The organism is Bacillus sp. EB106-08-02-XG196 (genome assembly GCF_013396335.1).
Taxonomy (GTDB): Bacteria; Bacillota; Bacilli; order Bacillales; family Cytobacillaceae; genus Neobacillus.
On the sequence record NZ_JABWSY010000008.1, the window covers coordinates 165,946 to 186,979 of the forward strand.

Sequence of the window (21,034 nt, forward strand, 5' to 3'; positions counted from 1 at the left end):
ACCGCCCCCATAGAGCCCCCTAATCTATCATCTCAAACAAAAGTTTACCAATCTCACTATTTTCCATCCTTCCACTAAACATATGTCTATTTAAGCCATATGCATAGATGGGGACGTCCTCACCGGTATGGCCTTTTGTCGTCCACCCGGTGCTGGTATAGTGATTGATGATGTCAATGAGAGCCTTTTTGGTATCTTCTACTTCCATTTCTAATGTAGATTGGATGGTTTTCAAGTCTTCTAGATGAAGAGATAGGTGCATGTGACGTTTAATCCTAGCTAATTCTTTGGTTTTATGCATGTCTGCTGCAATCACAGACGGGGTCGATTTAACGGATCTAATCACCGATGGATTCCATTTATAATTATCATTTCGATCGATACTCATTCCGCCAGTGGAGTGGTCTGCTGTTGCAATCACGAGGGTATCCTCCCGATTTTTCGCAAATTGTACGGCCACATGAAACGCGGTTTCAAAGTCTTTCAGCTCACTCATGGCAGCTACGATATCATTGTCATGCCCCGCCCAATCAATTTGGCTTCCCTCCACCAATAGAAAAAAACCATTTTGATTTTGCTGCAAGCGGGTAAGTGCAGCGTTGGTCATTTGCGAAAGAGAAGGTACCGTGGTTGCATAGCGATCAAGGTGTTTGGGAAGTTCCATTGGAGCAAATAAGCCTAGCAATTTCTCGTTCCGATCGGCTAAAAGTTCGATTGAATTGGTAGCATAACCAAAGCCATTTTTTATAAACTCTTCAACTAAATTACGGTCATTTCTATCGAAGTAGGAGGCTCCTCCCCCCAACAAGACATCTATTTTGTTCTCGCCATTTATCCGTTCATCCAGATAATCATCGGCAATTCCATGATAGTTTTCCCGGGATTCATGGTGTGTGGCGAACGCCGCAAGTGTTGCATGATTGATCTGACTCGTTCCTACTAGACCAGTAGATTTACCACGAAATTTAGCATATTCTAAAATACTCGGAACCGCCTGTTTTTCACTATTCAATCCAAGGGCACCATTATAGGTTTTATAGCCTGTTGCTAAAGCAGTACCTGCTGCAGCCGAGTCTGTAATGTTACTTTTTGCATCCAATGAATAGGTCGATTGTGTGCCAACAAAATATTGATCAAATAATGTCGGCCTCATAAGCCCCGTCCGCGCGTCATGATTAAAGTAACGAAGACCTGTCGTGTACGAAAAACCCATCCCATCCCCTATTAATAAGATAATATTTTTTACCTTCTTCATTCTGTTGAGCGAATGGTTTAACATGGATGGCAATGTATCTAAACTAAAATCACTTAACTGAACGGTGGAATGTAACAAATAAAACAGCACCTTTCGAATTTAGGTAGTCTTTCGTTTTCTCAAACCAACGGAATCAACTCACTTCAATCAAGTTATAGCATAGAAAAAGAAAACTTTTTCATGAAATACAATTATTTAACATAAACTCAAAAAACTCTTATTATTTCTCACACATTGGTAATAACTACACCTAGTCCAGTAACCAATTTAAAAGGCCCTTAGAGCCATCCCATGGTCTCCCGACAAATAACGATTTATTTCTTCCTAACTAAACGTTTAATTAAAAGTGCCGCAAACCCTTTTGAAAAACGAACTTAGAGCTCATTTCAAAAGAATTTCTTGTCGAGGAAAAGGTTTGTTTTCTTACATAAATCTTCAAAGCTAGCCAATAAAAATGGCTTTCCACAAGTAAAGACAGGTTCTTCCAAAATGGCATGGTAATTAAACGTTTGTGTAAAAGTGGAATGAATCCTGTTATATAAAGCTTTTTCTCTAGATTCAAGCAAAATAATTGTCGGTAAATAGAAGGAAATCTAAGGAATTTCTTGAAAAACCCCCATATATGAGCCGTTTCTCCTTAAAACTGCATTCTTTGGCAAATACCTTGTTTTTCCCCTATTACACAATCGATTGATTAAATCAGGCACAACTCCTTTAAAGACAAGCTTCTTGATTAAAATCTAAAGAAAAAGAAGTCGAAATCTGTTCTCACTATTAACTAGATAACTCCAATCCCTTTTGGGGACGTTTCTCATGGTTTCAAATAAGGTTTGTTTGACCAGATGAACAGTCCCATGTTGCTCTTTGAATCACCTTCACTTTTGTGGTGCCTGGCACCCAGTTCTATTGCAATCCCATTCGGACTTGTCTCTTAAAGAAATTTGTAACAAAAAAAGTAAAAGAGATAGGCTGGTTCCCTATCTCTTTTACGGTTGTTATACATTGAGTGTCACCTAAAAACCAAACGCATCTCCAGAATGCTCAAAATGCTTATCTAAATTACGGCAAATAGAAATTACGAAGTACCATGGGACAGCACCTACGCTGCCTCCGAAATTGAACAGTTCAAGAAAATGTCCATCAGAACCGCCCCTACGGTCCCCCACTGTCCCCCTAAAGCACCATAAAAGTGTCAAGACTTTTCCTTATTTCCTGTTTTGCAATTTTGCCTACTAATGTTTTTGGCAAATTTGTTTGGATGAAGAACTTTTTAGGGATTTTATAATTAGCTAGACCTTGTTTGCAATAATTTAATATCTCTTCAACATTCAGTGCTGCACCAACTTCTGGAACAATAAATGCCACACCAACCTCACCCCAGATTTCGTCTGGTACTTCAATTAAACAAGACGCGTTGATGCCTGGGAAGGTATTGAGATAGGATTCTATTTCTAGTGGATATACATTATATCCACCACTAATAAACATTTCCTTTTGCCGGCCAACAAAATGCAGATAATCGTTTTCATCTAGATAACCTAAATCTCCCGTTTTTAACCAGCCATCGAAAAAAGCATCTAGATTATGTTTTTGGTCTAAATAACTGGAAATGACACTTTCCCCTTTAACATATAATTCTCCCACTTCATTCGTATTGGCTCTCGTACCATCCGGCCGTATCACCTTCAACAGGTTTTCAGGACCAGGCTTTCCCTCCGTTTGCGCAACAATATTCACTTCATCATCGATATCGCTAAAGGTAAAATATCCTGACGTTTCCGTCATACCCCAGCTGGCAACTACGCTGGCATTGGGAAAACTCTCTTTGATTCTATGAATTAATTGTGGAGATGATGGTTCTCCTCCGAGAAAAACCAATCTTAGTGAGTTTACATCATATTCTGCAATATTACATTGTTGAAAAATCAAACGGAACATCGTTGGAACACCTCCCATGAAGGTAATTTGGTGTTCACCTATAAAACGGAGTGTTTCACTTGGAATAAAGGATGGGGTTAGGATACCTGTCATACCAATATAAATCTGAACCGCAAGCATATCGTGTGTTCCCCCTACATGACTGGTAGGAAGATTGATTAATATCTTATCATCATCTGTAAACTTCCAAGTTTGTACTGTTTTTTCTGCCATTGCGAAAGTATTTCGATGTGTAATTAGAGCGCCTTTTGGTACACCTGTTGATCCACTCGTAAAAATAATAATTAATGGATCATCTAAAGATGGATGACACTCTTTCGAAATTTCCTCAGAGGAAGAATCAAATAAAGTTTCATAGGGTTTTACCTCCCTATTAGGTAGGCTCCCCTGATAGGAATAGACGTGTGGGATATCCACTAGTTTTAATAAACTTTCAACCGTATTGACAATCGATTCCTGATTGGCAAGGCAGACTAACAATTTCGGATTGGTCCTGTTACAAAGACTAGCCATTTCAGAAGAAGTAAACCGTGGATCTAAAGGAACTAAGATTAATCCCATATTTGCCGCTGCCATGAATACGTTCATAAAGGCTGGCGATTGCGTTAAGAGTGTTGCGACTTTATCTCCCTTCTTCAATCCTAATTGGATAAAGGAATTTGTCATTCTATTTATATCCTCATGGTATTCCTTCCAAGTTACTGAAAGATCCATAAAGTGATAAGCAATTTTATTAGGAATCTCCTTCGAATGCTTTTCAACCATCTGAGAAAAATACCGTTTCATCATTAGTCCCTCCTTATTTGTTTAAAAATCATTAGCCCATTGATACCGTCAGAGCGATAGGTACAATGAGCCAATAATCTAAAGTTTTATTCTTCCATTATTTCAATCCTAATCTTCCCATCACCTTTTACATATTCACCCATTTTCAAATGTTCACTTTTAATAACATTATGACTTTCCTTACTCATCCTAACTGGCTCTGGAATCGTCGCACCGGTAATTTCTATTTTTTCCATTTCAGTAAGGATCTTATTTGGATCAAGACTATTAGCCTTTTCGATACTGGAAAGAAGGAAATTCGTTGCATCATAGCCATTAGAAACAATCATGAAAAATGGGGATGGGGTTCCATCTTCCTCAAACCAATTGTCTGCACCATATCTCTCAACATATTTTTCTACTAATTGTGTTGCCCTAGGATTCAACTCATTTTCGGCATAAGTGGATATGAACACTGGTCGGACACCTAAAACTAAATCACCGGCTAATTTTTTATACTGAGGAGCAGTAGCTGCTGCAGATGTTACCATTGGAATTTCCAGCCCTAACCGATTTAAATCCTTTGTAATCGTCGCTACATCCGAAGCGAGTCCGATCACCACTAATAGCTCTGGTTTTTTCTCTCCTAACTTAGCCAATTGTGCAGAAACACTTGTAGCGGTTTGGTCGTATTGTTCTCTACCTACCATATCGATTCCTTGTTTTTTTAGATGTTCTTCAACAAGGTCAAGCCCGCTTTGGCCATATGGTGTACTTTCTGCTAATAACGCTACTTTTTTGTATCCTAATGTTGGTATTATTTTCCCCATCGCCCCGGATTCTACATCATTCTGGATGGCAAATGAAAAAATATTCGGGTATGGCTCTTTATCTGTACCGTTTGGATAAGTAATTTCCACGGCTTGCGATGTTGTATTTACAAACGGAATTCCAGATGATACCGCATGCGGAAGTGCAGCCATTGTGGCACCGCTTCCTTGTGGAAGAATACCAGCATGAATTTTTTCCTTTTGTAATAATTGTTGAATATTTGATGCTGCTCTGTCGGGACTTAGTTGATCATCAAGTGTGATTAATTCAATCTTTTGTCCATTAATACCGCCTTTTTCATTCCATTCATCAATGGCGATTTTTGCTGCATTTGAAGTACCTGTTCCATAGTCACTATATGGACCTGTAATGGCACCACTCATTCCAATTTTTATCGTCTCATTGATACCGGTTTCATTTTGTCCTGCCGACCCGGTTTTCTCATTACTATTACACGCTGATACAACTAGAATGGAGACGAAGGTAATAAGAAACATAAAAAATTTTCTTGGCAAATAAAACACCCCCGAAATGATTGATTTTTCAATAAGTTAGTTAGCACCTACAAACCTTTAATCCGCTTACTTCCCTAAATAAGCTTTAGCCAGCCCTTCTTTTCCGTAATCCCTTCGCAGATATTCAGTCTCCCCAAATTTCACAACACTCCCCTTATCCAGGACGTAAGCATAATCAGCAACTTCCAGTGCAAACGTGGCCATTTGTTCAGCTAACAATATCGTCATACCTTCTTTATTAAAGGACTTCACAATCTCATAAACCTGCTTCACCATTAAAGGAGAAAGCCCTAAGGATGGTTCATCTAATAGTAAAATTTTAGGTTTGCAGATGGAAGCGATGGCAAATATCAATAGTTGTAATTGACCGCCACTTAACCCTCCTGCCTTTTCCTTTTTCCGTTGCCCTAATAGTTCAAATTTTTCATAGGTTTCCTGAATGAGTTGATCCTGCATTTTTCTGCTCATTTTTTTTCGAAAGTGGATTGCTAAACGTAGGTTATCTTCAATCGATAGATTTCGGAAAACTCGCCTTCCCTCTAAAACATGCCCAATCCCCATTTGTGCCCTTTTTTCTATTGAAAGGCTGCTTATATTCATTTCTTCATATCGAATGGTCCCTTGTTTGATGGAAGAAATTCCTGAGATACTTTTCAAAACAGTTGATTTTCCGGCACCATTCGAACCAATGAGGGCAACGATTTTCCCCTTTGGTACCTCTATATCGATGTTTACGATCGCATCAATGGAGCCGTAGGACACAGATACATTTTGTAATTGAAGCAATTAGACCACCCCCAAATAAGCTTCGATTACATTCTCATCTCTTTGCATCCCTTCAATATTCCCCTGGTAGATCACTTCTCCGTAATCCAAAACGGTTACAGAATCAAGTAGACTGAGTAAGAATTCCATATCATGTTCAATGATAATAATAGATAATCCTTCAGCCTTTAACCTTCGTAATAGATGGGTTAGATCCTCCGTTTCTTTCTCAGAAAGACCTGCAGCGGGTTCATCTAATATTAATAGATTTGGCTTAGCTACAATGGCTCGTGCCACTTCAATTAATCTTCTTAACCCGTAAGGCAGGGTCCCAGCTTCTTGAAAGGTATAATCTTTTAAACCGCAAAGATGGATAGCTTCTAATGCTTGTTTGGCCCACTCCACCTCCTGAGATGAGTGAAAGCCGCCAATCTTAGAAACAGCCCCATTTGCAACGTTAATTTGGGCACCTAACATAACATTTTCCAAAACCGTTGCTTCGCTAATAATCCGAGGGTCTTGGAAAATCCGAATAATTCCTCTGCGTGCATTTTGATGTAAAGGTCGATTTGTAATATCCTGCTGATGAAATGTAACCATCCCGCTATCAGCCGTATAGGCACCTGTAATCACATTCACCAATGTACTTTTTCCAGAACCGTTTGGACCTATAAGACCATGTATTTCCCCTGATTGAACAGATAAAGATATCTCCTTAAGCGCCTTAAGACCTCCAAATGCTTTACTGACCTCACGAACTTCCAGCAGGATATCCTTTTGAGTATCGCCTTGATAATTCAAATATTTAACAGCAGGCAATGGTTCAGTCGTTAACAAGTCCTCAAACTTAGAACTTGAAATATTCAAATAGGACTCCTTGACCTTGAAAAATCCGGCAAGACCCTTTGGGAAAAACCGAATAACGAAAACGAGCAGCACTCCATAGATAATCAGCTGATATTGATCAAAGGATTGCAAGAGCTGTGGAATCCATGTTTCAAATATCCCGCCTAGGAATGGCCCGATAAAAGAACCTAATCCCCCAATGATCGCCATCGCAAGCATAGAAATGGACTTCATAATGGTAAACTGGCCATGGCTGATAAAGGAAATATAGTGTGCATATAAAACACCTGCTGATCCTGCCATAGCTGCACTGATGATGAACGCTTGTTGTTTTACATACCCCGGATGAATCCCGACACTGGCGGCAGCAATTTCATTTGTTCGTACCGCTAATAAAGTACGCCCAAAGTAAGAACGAATCATTTTTCTAATAAAAATGGAGGTTAACAACAAAGCTCCAAGAGTCATATAGTAATAGGTTACGTGATCAATGGTAAACCCAAATATCTGCAGGTTCCTTAAAACAGGCGATGGAATATTGCTTAACCCACTGAACCCGCCGAGCAACGTCCACTCTTTCGTGATGACTTCTACAATTAATCCAAATCCCAATGTCATTAAAGCCAGGTAGAACTCCCTCACTCTTCCAGCTGGAATCGATAAAAGAAAACCTATAACCATACTAATGAACACGGCTAGGAACAGGGTCAACATAAATGGCAATGATAGTTTGATCATCAACACGGCGGAAGCGTATGCCCCAATGGCAAAGAAACCGGCATGGCCAATCGAAATTAAACCTGTATAACCACTTAGTAGATTAATACTCTGCGCTAATAGAATATTGATGAACAAAAATATGAATAGTTGTAAATAATATGGATTCAGAAACTGAGGGAGACAAAGTAATATAATCAATATCCCTGATAAGATCCAGGTACCTTGTTTCCTCATACACGTACCACATCCTTTTCACCCAATAAGCCTTGCGGACGGGCAGAGAGGATAAAAATTAATAATGCAAACACTAAAGCATCGGTTAATCCTGAGGATATATAACCGCTAATGAGTATTTCTATCACACCTAATAGCACCCCTCCAATCATGGCACCAGTGGCACTCCCCATTCCGCCAATAACAGCCGCAACAAATCCCTTTATCATTAAACTCATACCGAAAGCGGGGCTTATCCCGGTAACCGGTGCAACTAACGACCCAGCTACCCCGGCAATGACTGCACTAATAATAAAGGAGGCCGTAATAATAATCCCCGAACGAATCGATAGTAGGCGGGCTGCCTCCACATCTTCCGAAACGGCTCGCATAGCCTTTCCCCAAATGGTATATTTCATAAAGAAAGTAAGACCAATCATCAGGACGATAGAGGCTGAAAGAATTAATAAAAGTTGAAGTGAAAGTCTAATATTGAATATCTTGAGATAATCTGTCGTACCAAAAATGATTTCAGGAAAAGCTACTGTATGTGCCCCCCACAATATCGATGCAATGGCTTGTAAGATAATCGCGAATCCTAATGTCGTGACCATCCAGCCGTCTCCGCTAAATTGAAGAAGAGGCTTAACTGCAATAACCTCAATTAAGTATCCGATACCTAGAGTAATAAGCAAACCAACAAGGAGAGCCAGCCATAAATTCATACCTGAAGATACCAATGCCAGGGTAGCCATTGGACTAAACATTAACAGACTTCCTTGAGCAAAATTAAAGGACCGGCTAGTCCAATACGTCAGATTTAATGAAAGTGCGATTAATGAATAAATAGAACCAATACAAATACCGGTAAAAAGAAGCTGTAGTAACACAGAATCACCCCTCCTCATAGACTAACTCACATAGTAAAAGAAAACTATTTACCTTTGCTCTTTAAAAATTCATTCATTTTAGCAGCAGGCTCGCCTGATATCGCTACTCGTTCAACCAATTCCGTTTCATTAATAAGGATATCGCCAAAATTCGGTGCTACGGAAGCATTAACTAGTTTTTTCGTTAACCGAATCGAAAGTGGCCCTTTACGTCGAAGTTTCTCGATCGTTTGATAGACCACATCCTTCATTTCTTCCTTTCGGACCACTTTATTGATTAGCCCTAATTGCAAGCATTCTTCAGCCGATACATCCTCACATAGCATGATGAGCTCCTTCGCTTTCACGGCCCCAACAGATTTTACTAGTCTTGGTGTACACCCCCACGTTAAAAACAATCCTACGTTCGTCTCTGGTAAATTAAATACAGAGGATTCTGTCATGAACCGAAAATCCGTGGTCATCGCAATGGCAACACCCGCTCCATATGCGGAACCCTGAATTGCTGCAAAGGTAATTTGTTCAAGAGATTCTAATTTACGCATCATCTCCTGGCCGACAATTTGCATCCTTCTAATATTTTCGGATTGAGCTTCAGCCTGAGTAAAATCATTAACGAGTTCAACCAGGTCAGCGCCTACAGAGAAAAACCTCCCTGTATTGGTAAAGATCACATAGTTAATTCCCTTTTCATCCCGCAGCCAATCAGCGAGCTGAATTAGTTCCTTGAGCATGGTGATGCTTACAGTATTAGCACCGTTTTTATGGTTTAATATAACCTCTAAAACATCATTTTCCCGTTTGAGATCTAACGTTTGATAAGTTGTCAAAATCAACCAGCCTCCAATAAATTTTAATATTCAGAAAAATCTACGCGTAGTAATTCTTTTCAAATACAGGTGTCTTCGCGAGAGATTTTTCTAAGGTTCCAGGCGAGCACCAAATAATTTCCGGATTAACTCTCACCTCTTGGCTTAATGCCTCTTTTATTTTTTCCTCTAAATAGGGCAGTCTTCCTGAATTTACACCATATCCATATTCCACTTTTACCTTTAACGGTGGTTCTACTCTTGGCGGCTTTTGTTCTAAAACAATTCTAATTTCCCCGGTCACCTCTGGAATAAAGGTATTAATCACTCTCTTTATGGCAGCAGGATATACATTAACTCCTTTCACGATGAGCATATCATCGGAACGCCCAATCACCTTCACCCGTAAGCCTTTGAAACCACAGCCTGGGCATTCCTTGGTTAGGACTTGGACGATATCTCCTGAACCCATTCGCAGCATGGGAACAGCTATACGGTCCAAAGAGGTATAGATAGCCTCGCCAATTACTCCGTCCACAATATCAATCGGTTTCTTTGTTTCTGGATCCACCAAATCATATGGATACAAATCAAAGTCAGGTGTCACGCAGTGCATGCCATGATACTCATCGGAGTCACATGAAAAGGCAATTGTTCCCCCAAGCGGTGCAATCCAATCATATACCCGGCAGCCATATGCCTCTTCAATTTTTTGCTTTACTTCTGGAATCCCAATCGCAATTTCACCTACATTGAATAAGGCAGATAACTGTAAATCTCTAACCTCTGTTCCTGAAATTTGAGAACTTTTTTGAATTAAATGCTCCGCTAAAGACGGCGTCATCATCGCAGCAGTGGGTTTGGTTAACTTTGCATACTGTAAAATGGCCGCCGTCCCTGCCCTTACATCTACATCAATCGGTAAAACGCCAGCTTTTCTAATCCCTGGGAGTACAGCAGATGTCGCATAAATTCCTAAAGCATGATTAAATAATAACCGGTCACCAGGGCTTACTCGGCCATATTCCATCATATAAGAAACCGCAGAAGAGATATTATTTTGATCATGTTGGGAAAGAGTATACGTAAACGTAGGTATACCGGTAGTTCCGCTGGTGGTAGCTGTCATGACAACATCATCTGGGGAACAACATAAATGCATACCAAATGGGTGACCGAATCTCTCCATCGACTCTTCTTGACTCTGTCTTTCCTGTTCTTTATCCATCATAATCGGCAACTTACGAAAATCATCAATTGACCGAATTTCTTGGGGCTGTATTCCAATCTCTTTGAACTTTTTCTGATAAAATTCTGAATTTCTGTAACAATACTTAACTTGGTTAAGTAACTTTGTTTCACGGTATTGCATAATTTCATTAGTACTCATGGTATTTAGTCGGTTCGTCACATAACGAATTTTTCTCATTCCCGGAACCCCCCTGTTAATCATTCATTCCTAATATAAGCGCTTACAAAAAACTTCTACTAGAGTGACAGTTCCAGATTATTTGATAAGCTGACAGGACCACCTCCTTAAATGAAAATGTTCATTTGAATATTATGGAATCCACATAGTTATCCGTTGATGAAGAAGCTTCTTTGCATCCTCTTCCACATAAAAGCCCATTAAGAACAACGTACTTTGATGAATTGTGAAGCCAATAATATCCCATGCAATTGCCTTCGCACTCATCTCTAACTGGATGATGTTTGCCTCTGCTCCCTTTTGCAACATAGACTCATATAAAGAAGCATAGTTTTGATAAGAATCCTTTAATACCTTTTCTACATCCGGTTCATCCACCTCTGACAACGCTTGGAAGTAGATTTTTATTTCCTTCCGATATTTTTCCATACTAGCAAAATAAGAAAAAAGGCTTTTCTCAACTGCTAATCTGAAGTCTTCTTTACATACTATCTTTTCCATATAAAAGAAATCTTGTTCTAAGAATTCCTTTAGCGTCTTACTGCTTGTTTTTTTAAGAATTTCTTGAAAAAGAACACTCTTGGATTTAAAAAACTTATAAATCATCGGATCGGTCACACCTGCTCTAGTGGCAATTTCCGATATTTTGGCCACACGATAATTAGATTCCGAAAAAACTTCTATCGCAGCCCTTATAATCACTCTCTTTCTCTTTTCTGCTGGCATTCGCTTTGGTTTCAGCATTTTAAAACCTCCCTATCCTGCTCTGGTACGATATGTTAATATTCTATAGGCAGTATCCCAAAAAAGGAACATAACTAGAAAAAACTTTATTGATTCAATAGATATAGTTAAGTTAGTTATTAATTACTAACTTATCTGATAATTCAAATATTACAAAAGAGATTTACTTGTGTCAACAGCATTTTTTCTTTAAGCATCACTGAGGGACAAGGGGACGGCTTTTTTATTTAAACGATGACCACAAGAACCGTCCCCACGGTCCCTCCAAGTAACGACAGGTTCTTCCAAAATTGCATGGTAATTAAACGTTTGTGTAAAAGTTGAATGAATCCTGTTATATAAAGTTTTTTCTCTAGATTCAAGCAAAATAATTGTCGGTAAATAGAAGGAAATCTAAGGAATTTCTTGAAAAACCCCCATATATGAGCCGTTTCTCCTTAAAACTGCATTCTTTGGCAAATACCTTGTTTTTCCCCTATTACACAATCGATTGATTAAATCAGGCACAACTCCTTTAAAGACAAGCCTTTTGATTAAAGTTACAAGAAAAAGAAGTCGAAATCTGTTCTCACTATTAACTAGATAACTCCAACTCCTTTCGAGATTATAACGAACTTTTGAATGGTGGAAATTCTCACCTACTAAGGATCCCGAACAGAAAAAAGCTATCAGAACCGTCCCCATGTACACCTGGGGTATAAAAACAGACACCTACTTAGCTGTAGGTGTCTGTTTTATGATAAGAGTTTCTGGTTTACATTAATTTCGTTACCATGGGGACGGTTCTCCTGGCAATTATATATAAAACGATGACCACAAGAACCGGCCCCATGTCCACACCCATGTCCACCATGTCCACGGTTTACTTTTTAAACAATTTATTACTATTGGGTCTTTCACGAGGTGTACAATTGATAATGAAATAGCCGATTATAAGAATTAGGATGATAATCGCATAAAATAATACCTTTTCAGGGTGTTCGTGCTCAACAATAATGATTCTTACCATTGCCGTTATACCAATATAGATAAAATACCTAATAGGAAAATGGTATTCTTCTTTAAAGTACTTAACAATCATAGAAATAAACTCAAAATATAAAAAGAAGATTAGTATATTCGCAAGAACAAGTTTATAATCATTTTCGCCTCCTTCTATCAAAATCTGAATGAAAATGATTAATTCCTTTACTAGTAAAATGGATAAAATGATTCCTAAAAGAATGAGAGAAATATTCAAAAATAATTGGAATACCTTTGGGATAAGGTATAAGATACTTGAAAAATTCTGTTTTATCTTTAACATGCAAACCTTCCTCTCACTTTTAAAAAACTAACTATACCTTCCTTTTTCTATAACATGTCCGCTATCTCGCGTTCTCTTATACTCCTTTTTTTAATATTTTATATTATACAACATTAAAATTTGCAAAAGTATTAAAATTTTGTCAATTTTAAATAGCACGGCCCATGGGGACAGGGTCCAGAGATAACAATCAGCCCAGAAAGACCATCGGAACCGTCCCCACGGTCACTCCCTTTACACCTTCATTCGTTCAGGAAGGTTCTGTATCGACTGGACCACCATATCAAGTTTTGACTCGATTCGGTAAAGCAGATAGAGGGTGACGACGATCGGGAATCCAACATCACTAATGAAAGGGATAATTTGCTCCACTAGAATTCACTCCTTTCGCCAGTATCACCGAGGCCGGCTTCTTTTGGAAACCGGCCTCGTACACGATTAAATAATTTCATATTCCGTTACATTGCGGTCAATTACTCGTGCTCCTTTAACAGAAGCATAGTTACCATTAGTAGAAGTGAAAACTCCAGACGTGATCATTGCTTCCATCGCTACCTTCACCACCGCTCCATCAATCGGTTCCTTCGGATTTTCGATTGATAAACGAGCGGGTTTCCCATATTCCGTAACAAACTCCAACTCTAATGTTTTAGCCATTTCATTCACCTCCTTCTATCATTTATTTTCCGATTACGCTAGTAATTCGGAATTGTCGACCCTCTCCATGCTGCTGAGAGAATCATTGGATAAGCTGATAACAGCTTGTGCTGCTTGTAGAAGCTGGTCAGCTGTCGCTAACTTTTGAATATTGCTGAAGGTCTTCGCCTTTAGAATCGGCTTACCGTCATCCTCCATCCCCACCTGGAACACCAAACGCAACTTAGATGTTGCTATAACTGCTTGTGCCATCGTAATCACCTCCTTTCACCCCTTTATATATAGAAAAGGAGGCAAAAAGGACAGGGTCATTGAAAAGAATTTTTTAAAAAGGGATTTTAACTCAATTAGAGTGATGAAATAACAAACTTTTAGGTTGCTAGAAAGGGGAATTCCTAACTCTTAAAAAGAGGCATTATCGGATAGAATTTACTACTGTCGTCTTTCCACATAAAAAGTACGACTAATGCCTTGAAAATCCTTAATTGAGTAACTAGCAAAAGTAAAACAAGCGGAGATTTTTCGGTTAGATGCAGAATGGAGCTCGTTTCGGGGTAAATAAGGGGAGGTTTTCCGATTATGCAAAGCAAAACCTCCCATTTTCAAATTTTTCGTATAGGCGGAATCATTTTGAGCGGGAATTAGCTGATTATATTCACTATTACAACCACAAACGAATGAAGGCGAAATTAAAAGACCTAAGTCCAGTCGAATACAGGACTCAGGTCTTGGAAGCTGCCTAAACTTTTTGTCTAACTTTATTGGGTCAGATCAATACTCCAAAGGTAGGTTTTAGTACTTTCTATAATATTTGGTTCAAAAACCTTTTAGTACGTTCATGTTTTGGATTGACAAAGATATCATTTGGATGTCCTTCTTCAATAATATTTCCGTCTGCAAGCATAATGACTCGGTCCGCCACTTCTTTCGCAAATCCCATTTCATGTGTCACAATCACCATCGTCATCCCGTCACGTGCCAGATCCTTCATTACCTGCAGCACTTCACCAACAAGCTCAGGGTCCAAAGCTGAGGTCGGCTCATCAAAAAGCATCACTTTTGGTTCCATTGCTAATGCTCTCGCAATCGCTACCCGCTGCTTTTGCCCGCCGGATAATTGTTCAGGATAGTAGTTGGCTTTATCCTCTAATCCTACCTTTTTAAGAAGGGCAAGTGCTTTTGAACTCGCTGCTTCCTTTGTTTCATTTCTGACAAAAATCGGGGCTTCGGTAATATTTTCTATTACTGTTTTATGAGGGAAAAGATTAAAATGCTGGAACACCATTCCTACCTTTTCTCTTACTTTATTTAAGTTTGTTTTTGCTAGGTCTATGTTTTCAGAATCGATGATAATGTCACCGCGCTCTGCCACCTCTAAAAAATTTAGGCAGCGAAGCAGCGTACTTTTACCAGAGCCACTGGCACCGATCAGAACCACTACCTCTTTCTCTTCTACACGTAAATTAATATTTTTTAATACTACAAGCTTACCAAAGGATTTTGAAAGATTGCTAATTTCAATCATGCGATCACGCCCTCCTTAGGTTTACTGACATCCATTTTCTTTTCAATTCGATTCGCAGCCCATGTGAAAATCAGAACGATAACCAAATAATAGACTCCTACAACAAAATACGTTTCAAAAGGCATATAGTTTTCCCCCTGGACACTAAGAGCCGTGTTATATAGGTCCGTCACGGCAATATATGCAACAAGGGAAGAATCTTTTAAGCCAATAATAAACTGATTGGCTAAGGACGGAATTGCTCTTTTGAAAGCCTGTGGAAAAATAATTCTCCGCATCGAAAGAGAGTAGGACATTCCGAGTGACCTAGCCGCTTCCATCTGTCCGCGATCAATGGATTGCACAGCTCCTCTAAAAATTTCCGCAATGTAGGCTCCCGTATGAACACCTAATGCCAGAGCCCCTGCCGTGAAGCTGTCTAGGTTCACGATATTGGCAAGTCCATAATAAAGGAACATGATCTGAACAATGAGAGGCGTTCCACGAATAATGCCGATGTAGATATCCGCAATACGATTTAGTATTTTACTAGAGGAAATCTTAAAGCCCGCGAAAATAACGCCAATCACCATCGCAAATAATAGCGAGATTGCCGTTATGGCGATCGTCATCCAAGAAGCTTTCAAAAAGGCAATTCCATGTTCACTAAAAATACTCATAATATTTTCAACAAAAACCACAATGCGTACCTCCTTCTTTGAATAGTGAAGGCACCCACATTAGGTGCTTTCACTAAAGTATTTTTCCAATCTTATTTTTCCATGATGTTGGTATTAAACCATTTCATACTGATTTTTTCATACGTACCATCGTCAATCATAGATTGGATGGCCTCGTTGATTTTATCAGCAAGCTCTTTGTTTCCTTCAGCAACTGCTACACTTACACGGTCTTCATTCAATAAATCGCCAATTTCCTTTATTTTCAAGCTTTTTTCATTTTTGGCACTAACACCAACAATTTTATCCGTGATCACGGCATCTAAACGGCCAAGCGCCAAATCTTGAAGAGCGTTTACGTCTGTTGGATAGCCTTTTACTTGATCAGATAAATCCTCAGCCATATCCTTCCATGTGCTGGCTTGAATGACCCCGATACTTTTACCCTTCAAATCTTCCTTTGATTGAATATCCGTATTGCCTTCCGCTACAAAAATCTGTGCACCAGATAGATAATAGGGATTGGTGAAATCAACTTGCTTATCACGCTCAGGTGTAGCAGTCATACTTCCAATAATGGCATCATATTTCTTTGCCTTCAATCCTTGGATAATCGTTTCCCATGGATTTGTTACAGGGTTTGCTTCAAGCCCAATTCTCTTAGCAATTTCTGTTCCAATTTCAACATCAAATCCAGTCAATTTACCGTCCTTCTTAAAGTTTAACGGTGGATATTGTCCTGTCATGGAGAATGTTAACGCTCCTTTTTCCACTAACTCAAGCTTCCCCTCATTTGCCTTTGCTTCCTTTTCCCCATCTGCCTTCTCAGTGCCGCAAGCAGATAAAATCAACATCATTGTTGCTAATAAAAATACAAACTTTTTCATAAATATTCCCCCCTAGTTAATAAAAAAACACCGTCAAGGTAAATTTGACGGTGTTCTGTACACCCTCATCGATTAGCATTGGTGAAGATAGTTCTCCACAATTCCAAGGAACTGTGACAGTTCTGCCCCTATTCGAGTGCAGACCCAGCTTTCTGAAAGAGGTGATTTTCAGAAGCTTCGGCGATTGATCCTTTTTCCTATTTTCATAGATTTCACAGAATCTCCAATAGGATACTAATAACAATCGCGACCTCTACCCCATCTAATGCTTAAAGATGAGGATTTTATATTTAGTTTAACGAAACTTTCTTAAGTATAAATAAATATTCTAACAAGTGCAATAATAATTTTAGTTGAATTTTTATCCAATTTAAAAGACTTGACGGGTTTTATCTTCTGAGATACATTTTTTTTAAATACTATTTTACTAGAAAAGAAGGTCAGGCGTATGTTGCAATGTCGTGAGGATGTGCTGACATTCACGAAACAGCTCGTAAACATTGAAAGTGTCGTTAATACCGATGGCGAAAAGGCCATTGCTCAGTCTTTATATTCTATGATTTCCTCTATGCCCTATTTTTCACAAAACCCTAGCCACTTAGTTTTAGAACAAACACTTAACGATGATCAAGAGCGTTATAATGTTCTTGCTTTTGTTAAAGGCAAAAAGGGAAATAGCAGCCGTACGGTGATTTTGATGGGTCATATTGACACGGTTGGAATTGATGATTTTAACCAATTAAAAGACAAGGCTTGCTTCCCTGACGAACTAATGGAATCACTGAAACAGGAACAGCTGCCAGCTGCTGCGAAAGAACATTTAGATTCGGGGGATTGGTTATTTGGCCGCGGCGTCCTTGATATGAAAAGCGGGGTTGCCAGTCACTTATATCTCTTAAACTATTATTCTCAGCATCCTGAAGAATTAGAAGGAAACATTGTTCTCTTATCGGAATGTGACGAGGAGGACAGTTCACACGGTGTTCTTTCCGCTTTGAAAACATTGAAACGCTGGAGAAGTGAACATGGTTTTGACTATGCAGCCGCGATTAATGCGGATTTCGTTTCACCAAGATATGAAGGCGACGAAAATCGCTACATCTACAAGGGGACCGTTGGAAAGCTTCTGCCATCCTTCTTTATTACGGGAGCAGAAACGCATGTAGGCTCAGCCTTTGAGGGACTCGATCCAAACTTTATTGCCGCCGAGCTGACAAGGCAAATTAATTACAATCCGGAGCTTTGTAACGAAGCGTTTGGTGAGACGACCGTGCCCCCTGTTTCGTTAAAACAAACGGATTTAAAGCCATCTTATACCGTTCAAACCGCCTTAGCTGCCTATGTTTATTACAATTTCTTTATTCATTCCTGGTCTCCAAAGGACGTGCTTGAAAAATTAAGGGAACAAGCGATGATTGCTTTTACCAATGCCCTTACTTCCTTCGAAGAAAGGTATAAACAATACAGCACATTGAGCGGCGAACCATATTTACAGCATCCTTGGAAACCTAGGGTATTGACGTACGAGGAAATGGAACAATTATTGGTCGATGAGAACGGCGAAACATTTACCGCACATATGAGTCAATTTAAAGAAAAGCTTTTAAAAAATACGGAACTAGATACGCGCATGTTTGCGGCAAAAGTGGTAGAGGAAGCTTGGAAATGGATGAAGGATAAAAATCCAGCCATTATTCTGTTTTACTCATCCCTGTACTCTCCACGGATTGAATTGACAGGGAAAACAACGGACGAGCTTGCTTTAATTACTTCATTGGATGAAGCCGTGGAAGAACTACAACCATACTATCAATATCCGATTGTAACACGTAACTTTTTCCCTTATATCTCTGATATGAGTTTTGTTGCTCTTAGTGATGACGAAGCCGGTATTAATGCCGAATCGAACAATAACCCTGGCTGGGGCACCAAGCTCTTCGTAGACTATCAAGACATTCGCGATATCAATGTACCAGTCATCAATATCGGCCCTTATGGCTTAGATGCTCACAAGAAACTTGAAAGACTGGAAATGACTTACTCATTTGAAATCGTACCAAATCTAACACACCTCGTGATTCAAAAACTATTAAATCATTGAACCAAAAAGCCTGTAGATTAGTCTACAGGCTTTTAGCTATTCGGTGCCATGGGGACGGTTCTCTTGGATTAATTTCATTTTGCCCCGGGCCGCTTATGCAAATCAAAATCACCCATTTTCACGGTTTTCGAGTCATTAAGCGGAATTTCTCCGTCTATTTATCAGACCGGGGTCTGAACCGCAGGGACGGTTCTCATGCCTTTTTATGGTTAGCAGAGACCACAAGAACCGTCCCCATGGAAATCTACGAAACTTTTTCCTGATAGGCTGTTGCACCAAGTGCAATGGCCCCGGTCAGCCCGGCTTTGTCTCCTAGCTGCGGCAGAACAATGTATTGATCAATTTTTTCCTTTGATAATTCTGAAACAGGAACGTATCCATTTAACAGTTCCCGTACACGGTCACGAACGAGCGGCAGCAGTTGTTCTTGTTTTGAAACGCCTCCGCCGACGATGATTTTCTTAGGAGACAGGATTAAGATATAATTCATTAGCGCCTGCGCTAAATAATAGGCTTCTAGCTCCCACACTTCATTTTTCTCTGTGAGCAGCTGCCCCTTTTGATTCCATCTTTTTTCAATGGCTGGTCCAGCCGCCATCCCTTCTAGACAATCTCCATGGTACGGGCATGCCCCCTCAAAGTGATCATCAGGATGACGTCTAACAAGGATATGCCCCATTTCCGGATGCGTAAGTCCCTGCAGAAGCTTTCCGCCGATAACGGCTCCTACTCCTATACCCGTTCCAACCGTCATGTAGACACAGCTATCCATGCCTTGAGCTGCCCCCCAGGTGTTTTCTGCTAATGCCGCTGCTGTTACATCGGTGTGAAATCCAACGGGAACCTGGAAATGCTTCTTTATTTCGCCTACTATGTTGTAATTTTTCCAAGGAAGCTTTGGTGTTTCCGTAATGAACCCAAAGGTTGGGCTTTCAGGATCGACATCGATGGGCCCAAAGGAACCAACTCCGATTCCCTCTAGTTTTTTACCTTGAAAAAATTCAATCACTTTCGGCATCGTTTCCTCAGGCACCGTTGTTGGAATAGTAATTTGTTCAAGGATTTCTCCTTTGTCATTTCCAATCCCGCAAACAAATTTCGTTCCACCTGCTTCAATTCCACCAAATAGCATGGCGTTCACCTTACCTTTCTATATCAAACTATACCTCTAACCCTGATGAACAATGATCCCCTTCATGACGTTCAGTTTCGGGTATTCATTCATGACAGTTGGCAGCTCTTCAAGACCAAATGTGTGGCTTAGCAGTGGTTTGATTTGAATCCTGCCCTGCTGCACGAGTGCGATAGCTTGGTCATGTGTATGCGGGTTAATAAACGAACCTTTGATAGTCAGCTCTTTAGAAAAGATCTCAAAAGGGCTCACTTCGATTTTCGCATCAGGGGCAGAGACACCAAATAGTAACACCGTTCCACCTTTTTTCGCCATCTGCACCGCTTGCGTCATACTATCTTTTCTTCCCACACATTCAATCACAATATCATACCTGCCGGCTCCACGCTCAGTAAGCTCCGCAGGCGTAACGGTTTCAGATGCACCCATTTGAAGCGCTAATGAATGTTTTGACAAATCTGGCTCACTGACAACAATGGGCGCTCCACCGTACATCTTCGCCATTTGCAGCATCATTAAACCAATATAACCGCCGCCGATCACTAACACCGAAGCACCTGGCCAAATGTTTATTTGCTGAAAACCATGCAGCACACATCCAAGAGGCTCAATCATCGCTCCTTCTTCATAAGAAAGTTCATCAGGAAGGATATAGCAATTTGCTGCTGGAACGGTACAATATTCACCCATTCCACCATCACGGGTCACACCAACGGCTTGAAGATGGTTACAAAGGTACGGCCGGCCGCCACGACAATAATCACACTCGCCGCAATAAATATTCGGATCGATGGAAACACGGTCCCCAGCCTTTAGCGCCCTAACCTTGTCGCCAACCTGAACCACTTCCCCTGCTAATTCATGTCCAAGTACAATCGGATATTGAACCTCAGCAGAACCCGGCTGCCCATGATAAATATGCTGATCTGTCCCGCATATACCGCAAGCCTTTACCTCTATAACCACTTCATGATCCAACGGAACCGGGATAGACAATTCTTTCACATTTAATTCTAGTTTATTTGTTAATACAGCAGCTTTCATCCT

Annotated in this window: 20 protein-coding genes, 1 pseudogene and 1 riboswitch; of the genes and pseudogenes, 2 read left to right on the top strand and 19 right to left on the bottom strand. The window is 39.9% G+C overall.

Translation table 11 applies throughout. From position 1 onward, the window contains the following. Window positions 1-19: 19 nt before the first annotated feature. From MLOOGBEN_RS14230 to MLOOGBEN_RS14295, 14 genes are all read right to left on the bottom strand, one after another. Window positions 20-1,255 (bottom strand): alkaline phosphatase, encoded by a 1,236-nt coding sequence (locus MLOOGBEN_RS14230; RefSeq protein ID WP_256989095.1) that lies wholly within the window; start codon window positions 1,253-1,255, stop codon window positions 20-22. Window positions 1,256-2,268: 1,013 nt separating this feature from the next. Continuing rightward, window positions 2,269-2,421, bottom strand: coding sequence for a hypothetical protein (locus MLOOGBEN_RS14235; protein ID WP_179158920.1), 153 nt, complete (start codon window positions 2,419-2,421; stop codon window positions 2,269-2,271). A gap of 7 nt (window positions 2,422-2,428) precedes the next feature. Beyond that, complete coding sequence (locus MLOOGBEN_RS14240; protein WP_256989096.1) at window positions 2,429-3,982, bottom strand: class I adenylate-forming enzyme family protein; 1,554 nt, start codon at window positions 3,980-3,982, stop codon at window positions 2,429-2,431. 83 nt (window positions 3,983-4,065) lie between these two features. Then, on the bottom strand, window positions 4,066-5,304 hold the full coding sequence (locus MLOOGBEN_RS14245; RefSeq protein ID WP_179158921.1) for an ABC transporter substrate-binding protein: 1,239 nt from the start codon (window positions 5,302-5,304) through the stop codon (window positions 4,066-4,068). 66 nt (window positions 5,305-5,370) lie between these two features. After that, on the bottom strand, window positions 5,371-6,090 hold the full coding sequence (locus tag MLOOGBEN_RS14250) for an ABC transporter ATP-binding protein (RefSeq protein ID WP_179158922.1): 720 nt from the start codon (window positions 6,088-6,090) through the stop codon (window positions 5,371-5,373). Continuing rightward, window positions 6,091-7,869, bottom strand: a complete 1,779-nt coding sequence (locus MLOOGBEN_RS14255; RefSeq protein ID WP_179158923.1) for a branched-chain amino acid ABC transporter ATP-binding protein/permease — start codon at window positions 7,867-7,869, stop codon at window positions 6,091-6,093. Further along, window positions 7,866-8,738: a branched-chain amino acid ABC transporter permease gene (locus tag MLOOGBEN_RS14260; RefSeq protein WP_179158924.1), complete on the bottom strand. Its 873-nt coding sequence runs from the start codon at window positions 8,736-8,738 to the stop codon at window positions 7,866-7,868. The genes MLOOGBEN_RS14255 and MLOOGBEN_RS14260 overlap by 4 nt, the downstream gene beginning before the upstream one ends. A 44-nt stretch (window positions 8,739-8,782) precedes the next feature. Next, window positions 8,783-9,568, bottom strand: a complete 786-nt coding sequence (locus tag MLOOGBEN_RS14265) for an enoyl-CoA hydratase/isomerase family protein (RefSeq protein ID WP_179158925.1) — start codon at window positions 9,566-9,568, stop codon at window positions 8,783-8,785. Window positions 9,569-9,608: 40 nt separating this feature from the next. Continuing rightward, a complete protein-coding gene (locus MLOOGBEN_RS14270) occupies window positions 9,609-10,976 on the bottom strand; it encodes a phenylacetate--CoA ligase family protein (RefSeq protein WP_179158926.1) in 1,368 nt (455 codons plus the stop codon). 132 nt (window positions 10,977-11,108) lie between these two features. Further along, on the bottom strand, window positions 11,109-11,720 hold the full coding sequence (locus MLOOGBEN_RS14275; protein ID WP_179158927.1) for a TetR/AcrR family transcriptional regulator: 612 nt from the start codon (window positions 11,718-11,720) through the stop codon (window positions 11,109-11,111). 862 nt (window positions 11,721-12,582) lie between these two features. Next, complete coding sequence (gene psiE / locus MLOOGBEN_RS14280) at window positions 12,583-13,026, bottom strand: phosphate-starvation-inducible protein PsiE (RefSeq protein ID WP_179158928.1); 444 nt, start codon at window positions 13,024-13,026, stop codon at window positions 12,583-12,585. Window positions 13,027-13,260: 234 nt separating this feature from the next. After that, complete coding sequence (locus tag MLOOGBEN_RS14285) at window positions 13,261-13,398, bottom strand: YvrJ family protein (protein WP_179158929.1); 138 nt, start codon at window positions 13,396-13,398, stop codon at window positions 13,261-13,263. Window positions 13,399-13,464: 66 nt separating this feature from the next. After that, window positions 13,465-13,683 (bottom strand): DUF2922 domain-containing protein, encoded by a 219-nt coding sequence (locus MLOOGBEN_RS14290; RefSeq protein ID WP_179158930.1) that lies wholly within the window; start codon window positions 13,681-13,683, stop codon window positions 13,465-13,467. Between the two features lie 33 nt (window positions 13,684-13,716). Beyond that, the gene (locus MLOOGBEN_RS14295; protein ID WP_179158931.1) at window positions 13,717-13,935 is read right to left on the bottom strand and encodes a DUF1659 domain-containing protein; all 219 of its coding nucleotides are present in this window, start codon (window positions 13,933-13,935) and stop codon (window positions 13,717-13,719) included. Between the two features lie 377 nt (window positions 13,936-14,312). Here MLOOGBEN_RS14295 and MLOOGBEN_RS14300 point away from each other — a divergent pair. Beyond that, window positions 14,313-14,426, top strand: a pseudogene (locus MLOOGBEN_RS14300) (IS3 family transposase); the annotation flags it as partial. Between the two features lie 59 nt (window positions 14,427-14,485). On the opposite strand, the gene MLOOGBEN_RS14305 reads toward MLOOGBEN_RS14300, so the two are convergent. The 3 genes from MLOOGBEN_RS14305 to MLOOGBEN_RS14315 all read right to left on the bottom strand — a co-directional run bounded on the left by MLOOGBEN_RS14305 (window position 14,486) and on the right by MLOOGBEN_RS14315 (window position 16,754). Then, entirely contained in the window at window positions 14,486-15,208 is a 723-nt protein-coding gene (locus MLOOGBEN_RS14305; RefSeq protein WP_179158932.1) for an amino acid ABC transporter ATP-binding protein, read from the bottom strand. Beyond that, window positions 15,205-15,867, bottom strand: coding sequence for an amino acid ABC transporter permease (locus tag MLOOGBEN_RS14310; protein ID WP_179159019.1), 663 nt, complete (start codon window positions 15,865-15,867; stop codon window positions 15,205-15,207). Before MLOOGBEN_RS14310 ends, MLOOGBEN_RS14305 begins: the two co-directional genes overlap by 4 nt. A 92-nt stretch (window positions 15,868-15,959) precedes the next feature. Further along, window positions 15,960-16,754, bottom strand: coding sequence for an ABC transporter substrate-binding protein (locus MLOOGBEN_RS14315; protein ID WP_179158933.1), 795 nt, complete (start codon window positions 16,752-16,754; stop codon window positions 15,960-15,962). An 80-nt stretch (window positions 16,755-16,834) separates the two neighbouring features. Then, window positions 16,835-17,018: riboswitch (Lysine riboswitch) on the bottom strand. Between the two features lie 184 nt (window positions 17,019-17,202). Here MLOOGBEN_RS14315 and MLOOGBEN_RS14320 point away from each other — a divergent pair. Continuing rightward, a complete protein-coding gene (locus MLOOGBEN_RS14320) occupies window positions 17,203-18,855 on the top strand; it encodes a M20/M25/M40 family metallo-hydrolase (RefSeq protein ID WP_179158934.1) in 1,653 nt (550 codons plus the stop codon). A 244-nt stretch (window positions 18,856-19,099) separates the two neighbouring features. Here the strand turns inward: MLOOGBEN_RS14320 and MLOOGBEN_RS14325 are convergent, their stop codons facing one another. Further along, window positions 19,100-19,987, bottom strand: coding sequence for an ROK family protein (locus MLOOGBEN_RS14325; protein WP_179158935.1), 888 nt, complete (start codon window positions 19,985-19,987; stop codon window positions 19,100-19,102). Window positions 19,988-20,023: 36 nt separating this feature from the next. Then, window positions 20,024-21,031, bottom strand: a complete 1,008-nt coding sequence (locus MLOOGBEN_RS14330; protein ID WP_179158936.1) for a zinc-dependent alcohol dehydrogenase family protein — start codon at window positions 21,029-21,031, stop codon at window positions 20,024-20,026. Window positions 21,032-21,034: the final 3 nt, after the last annotated feature.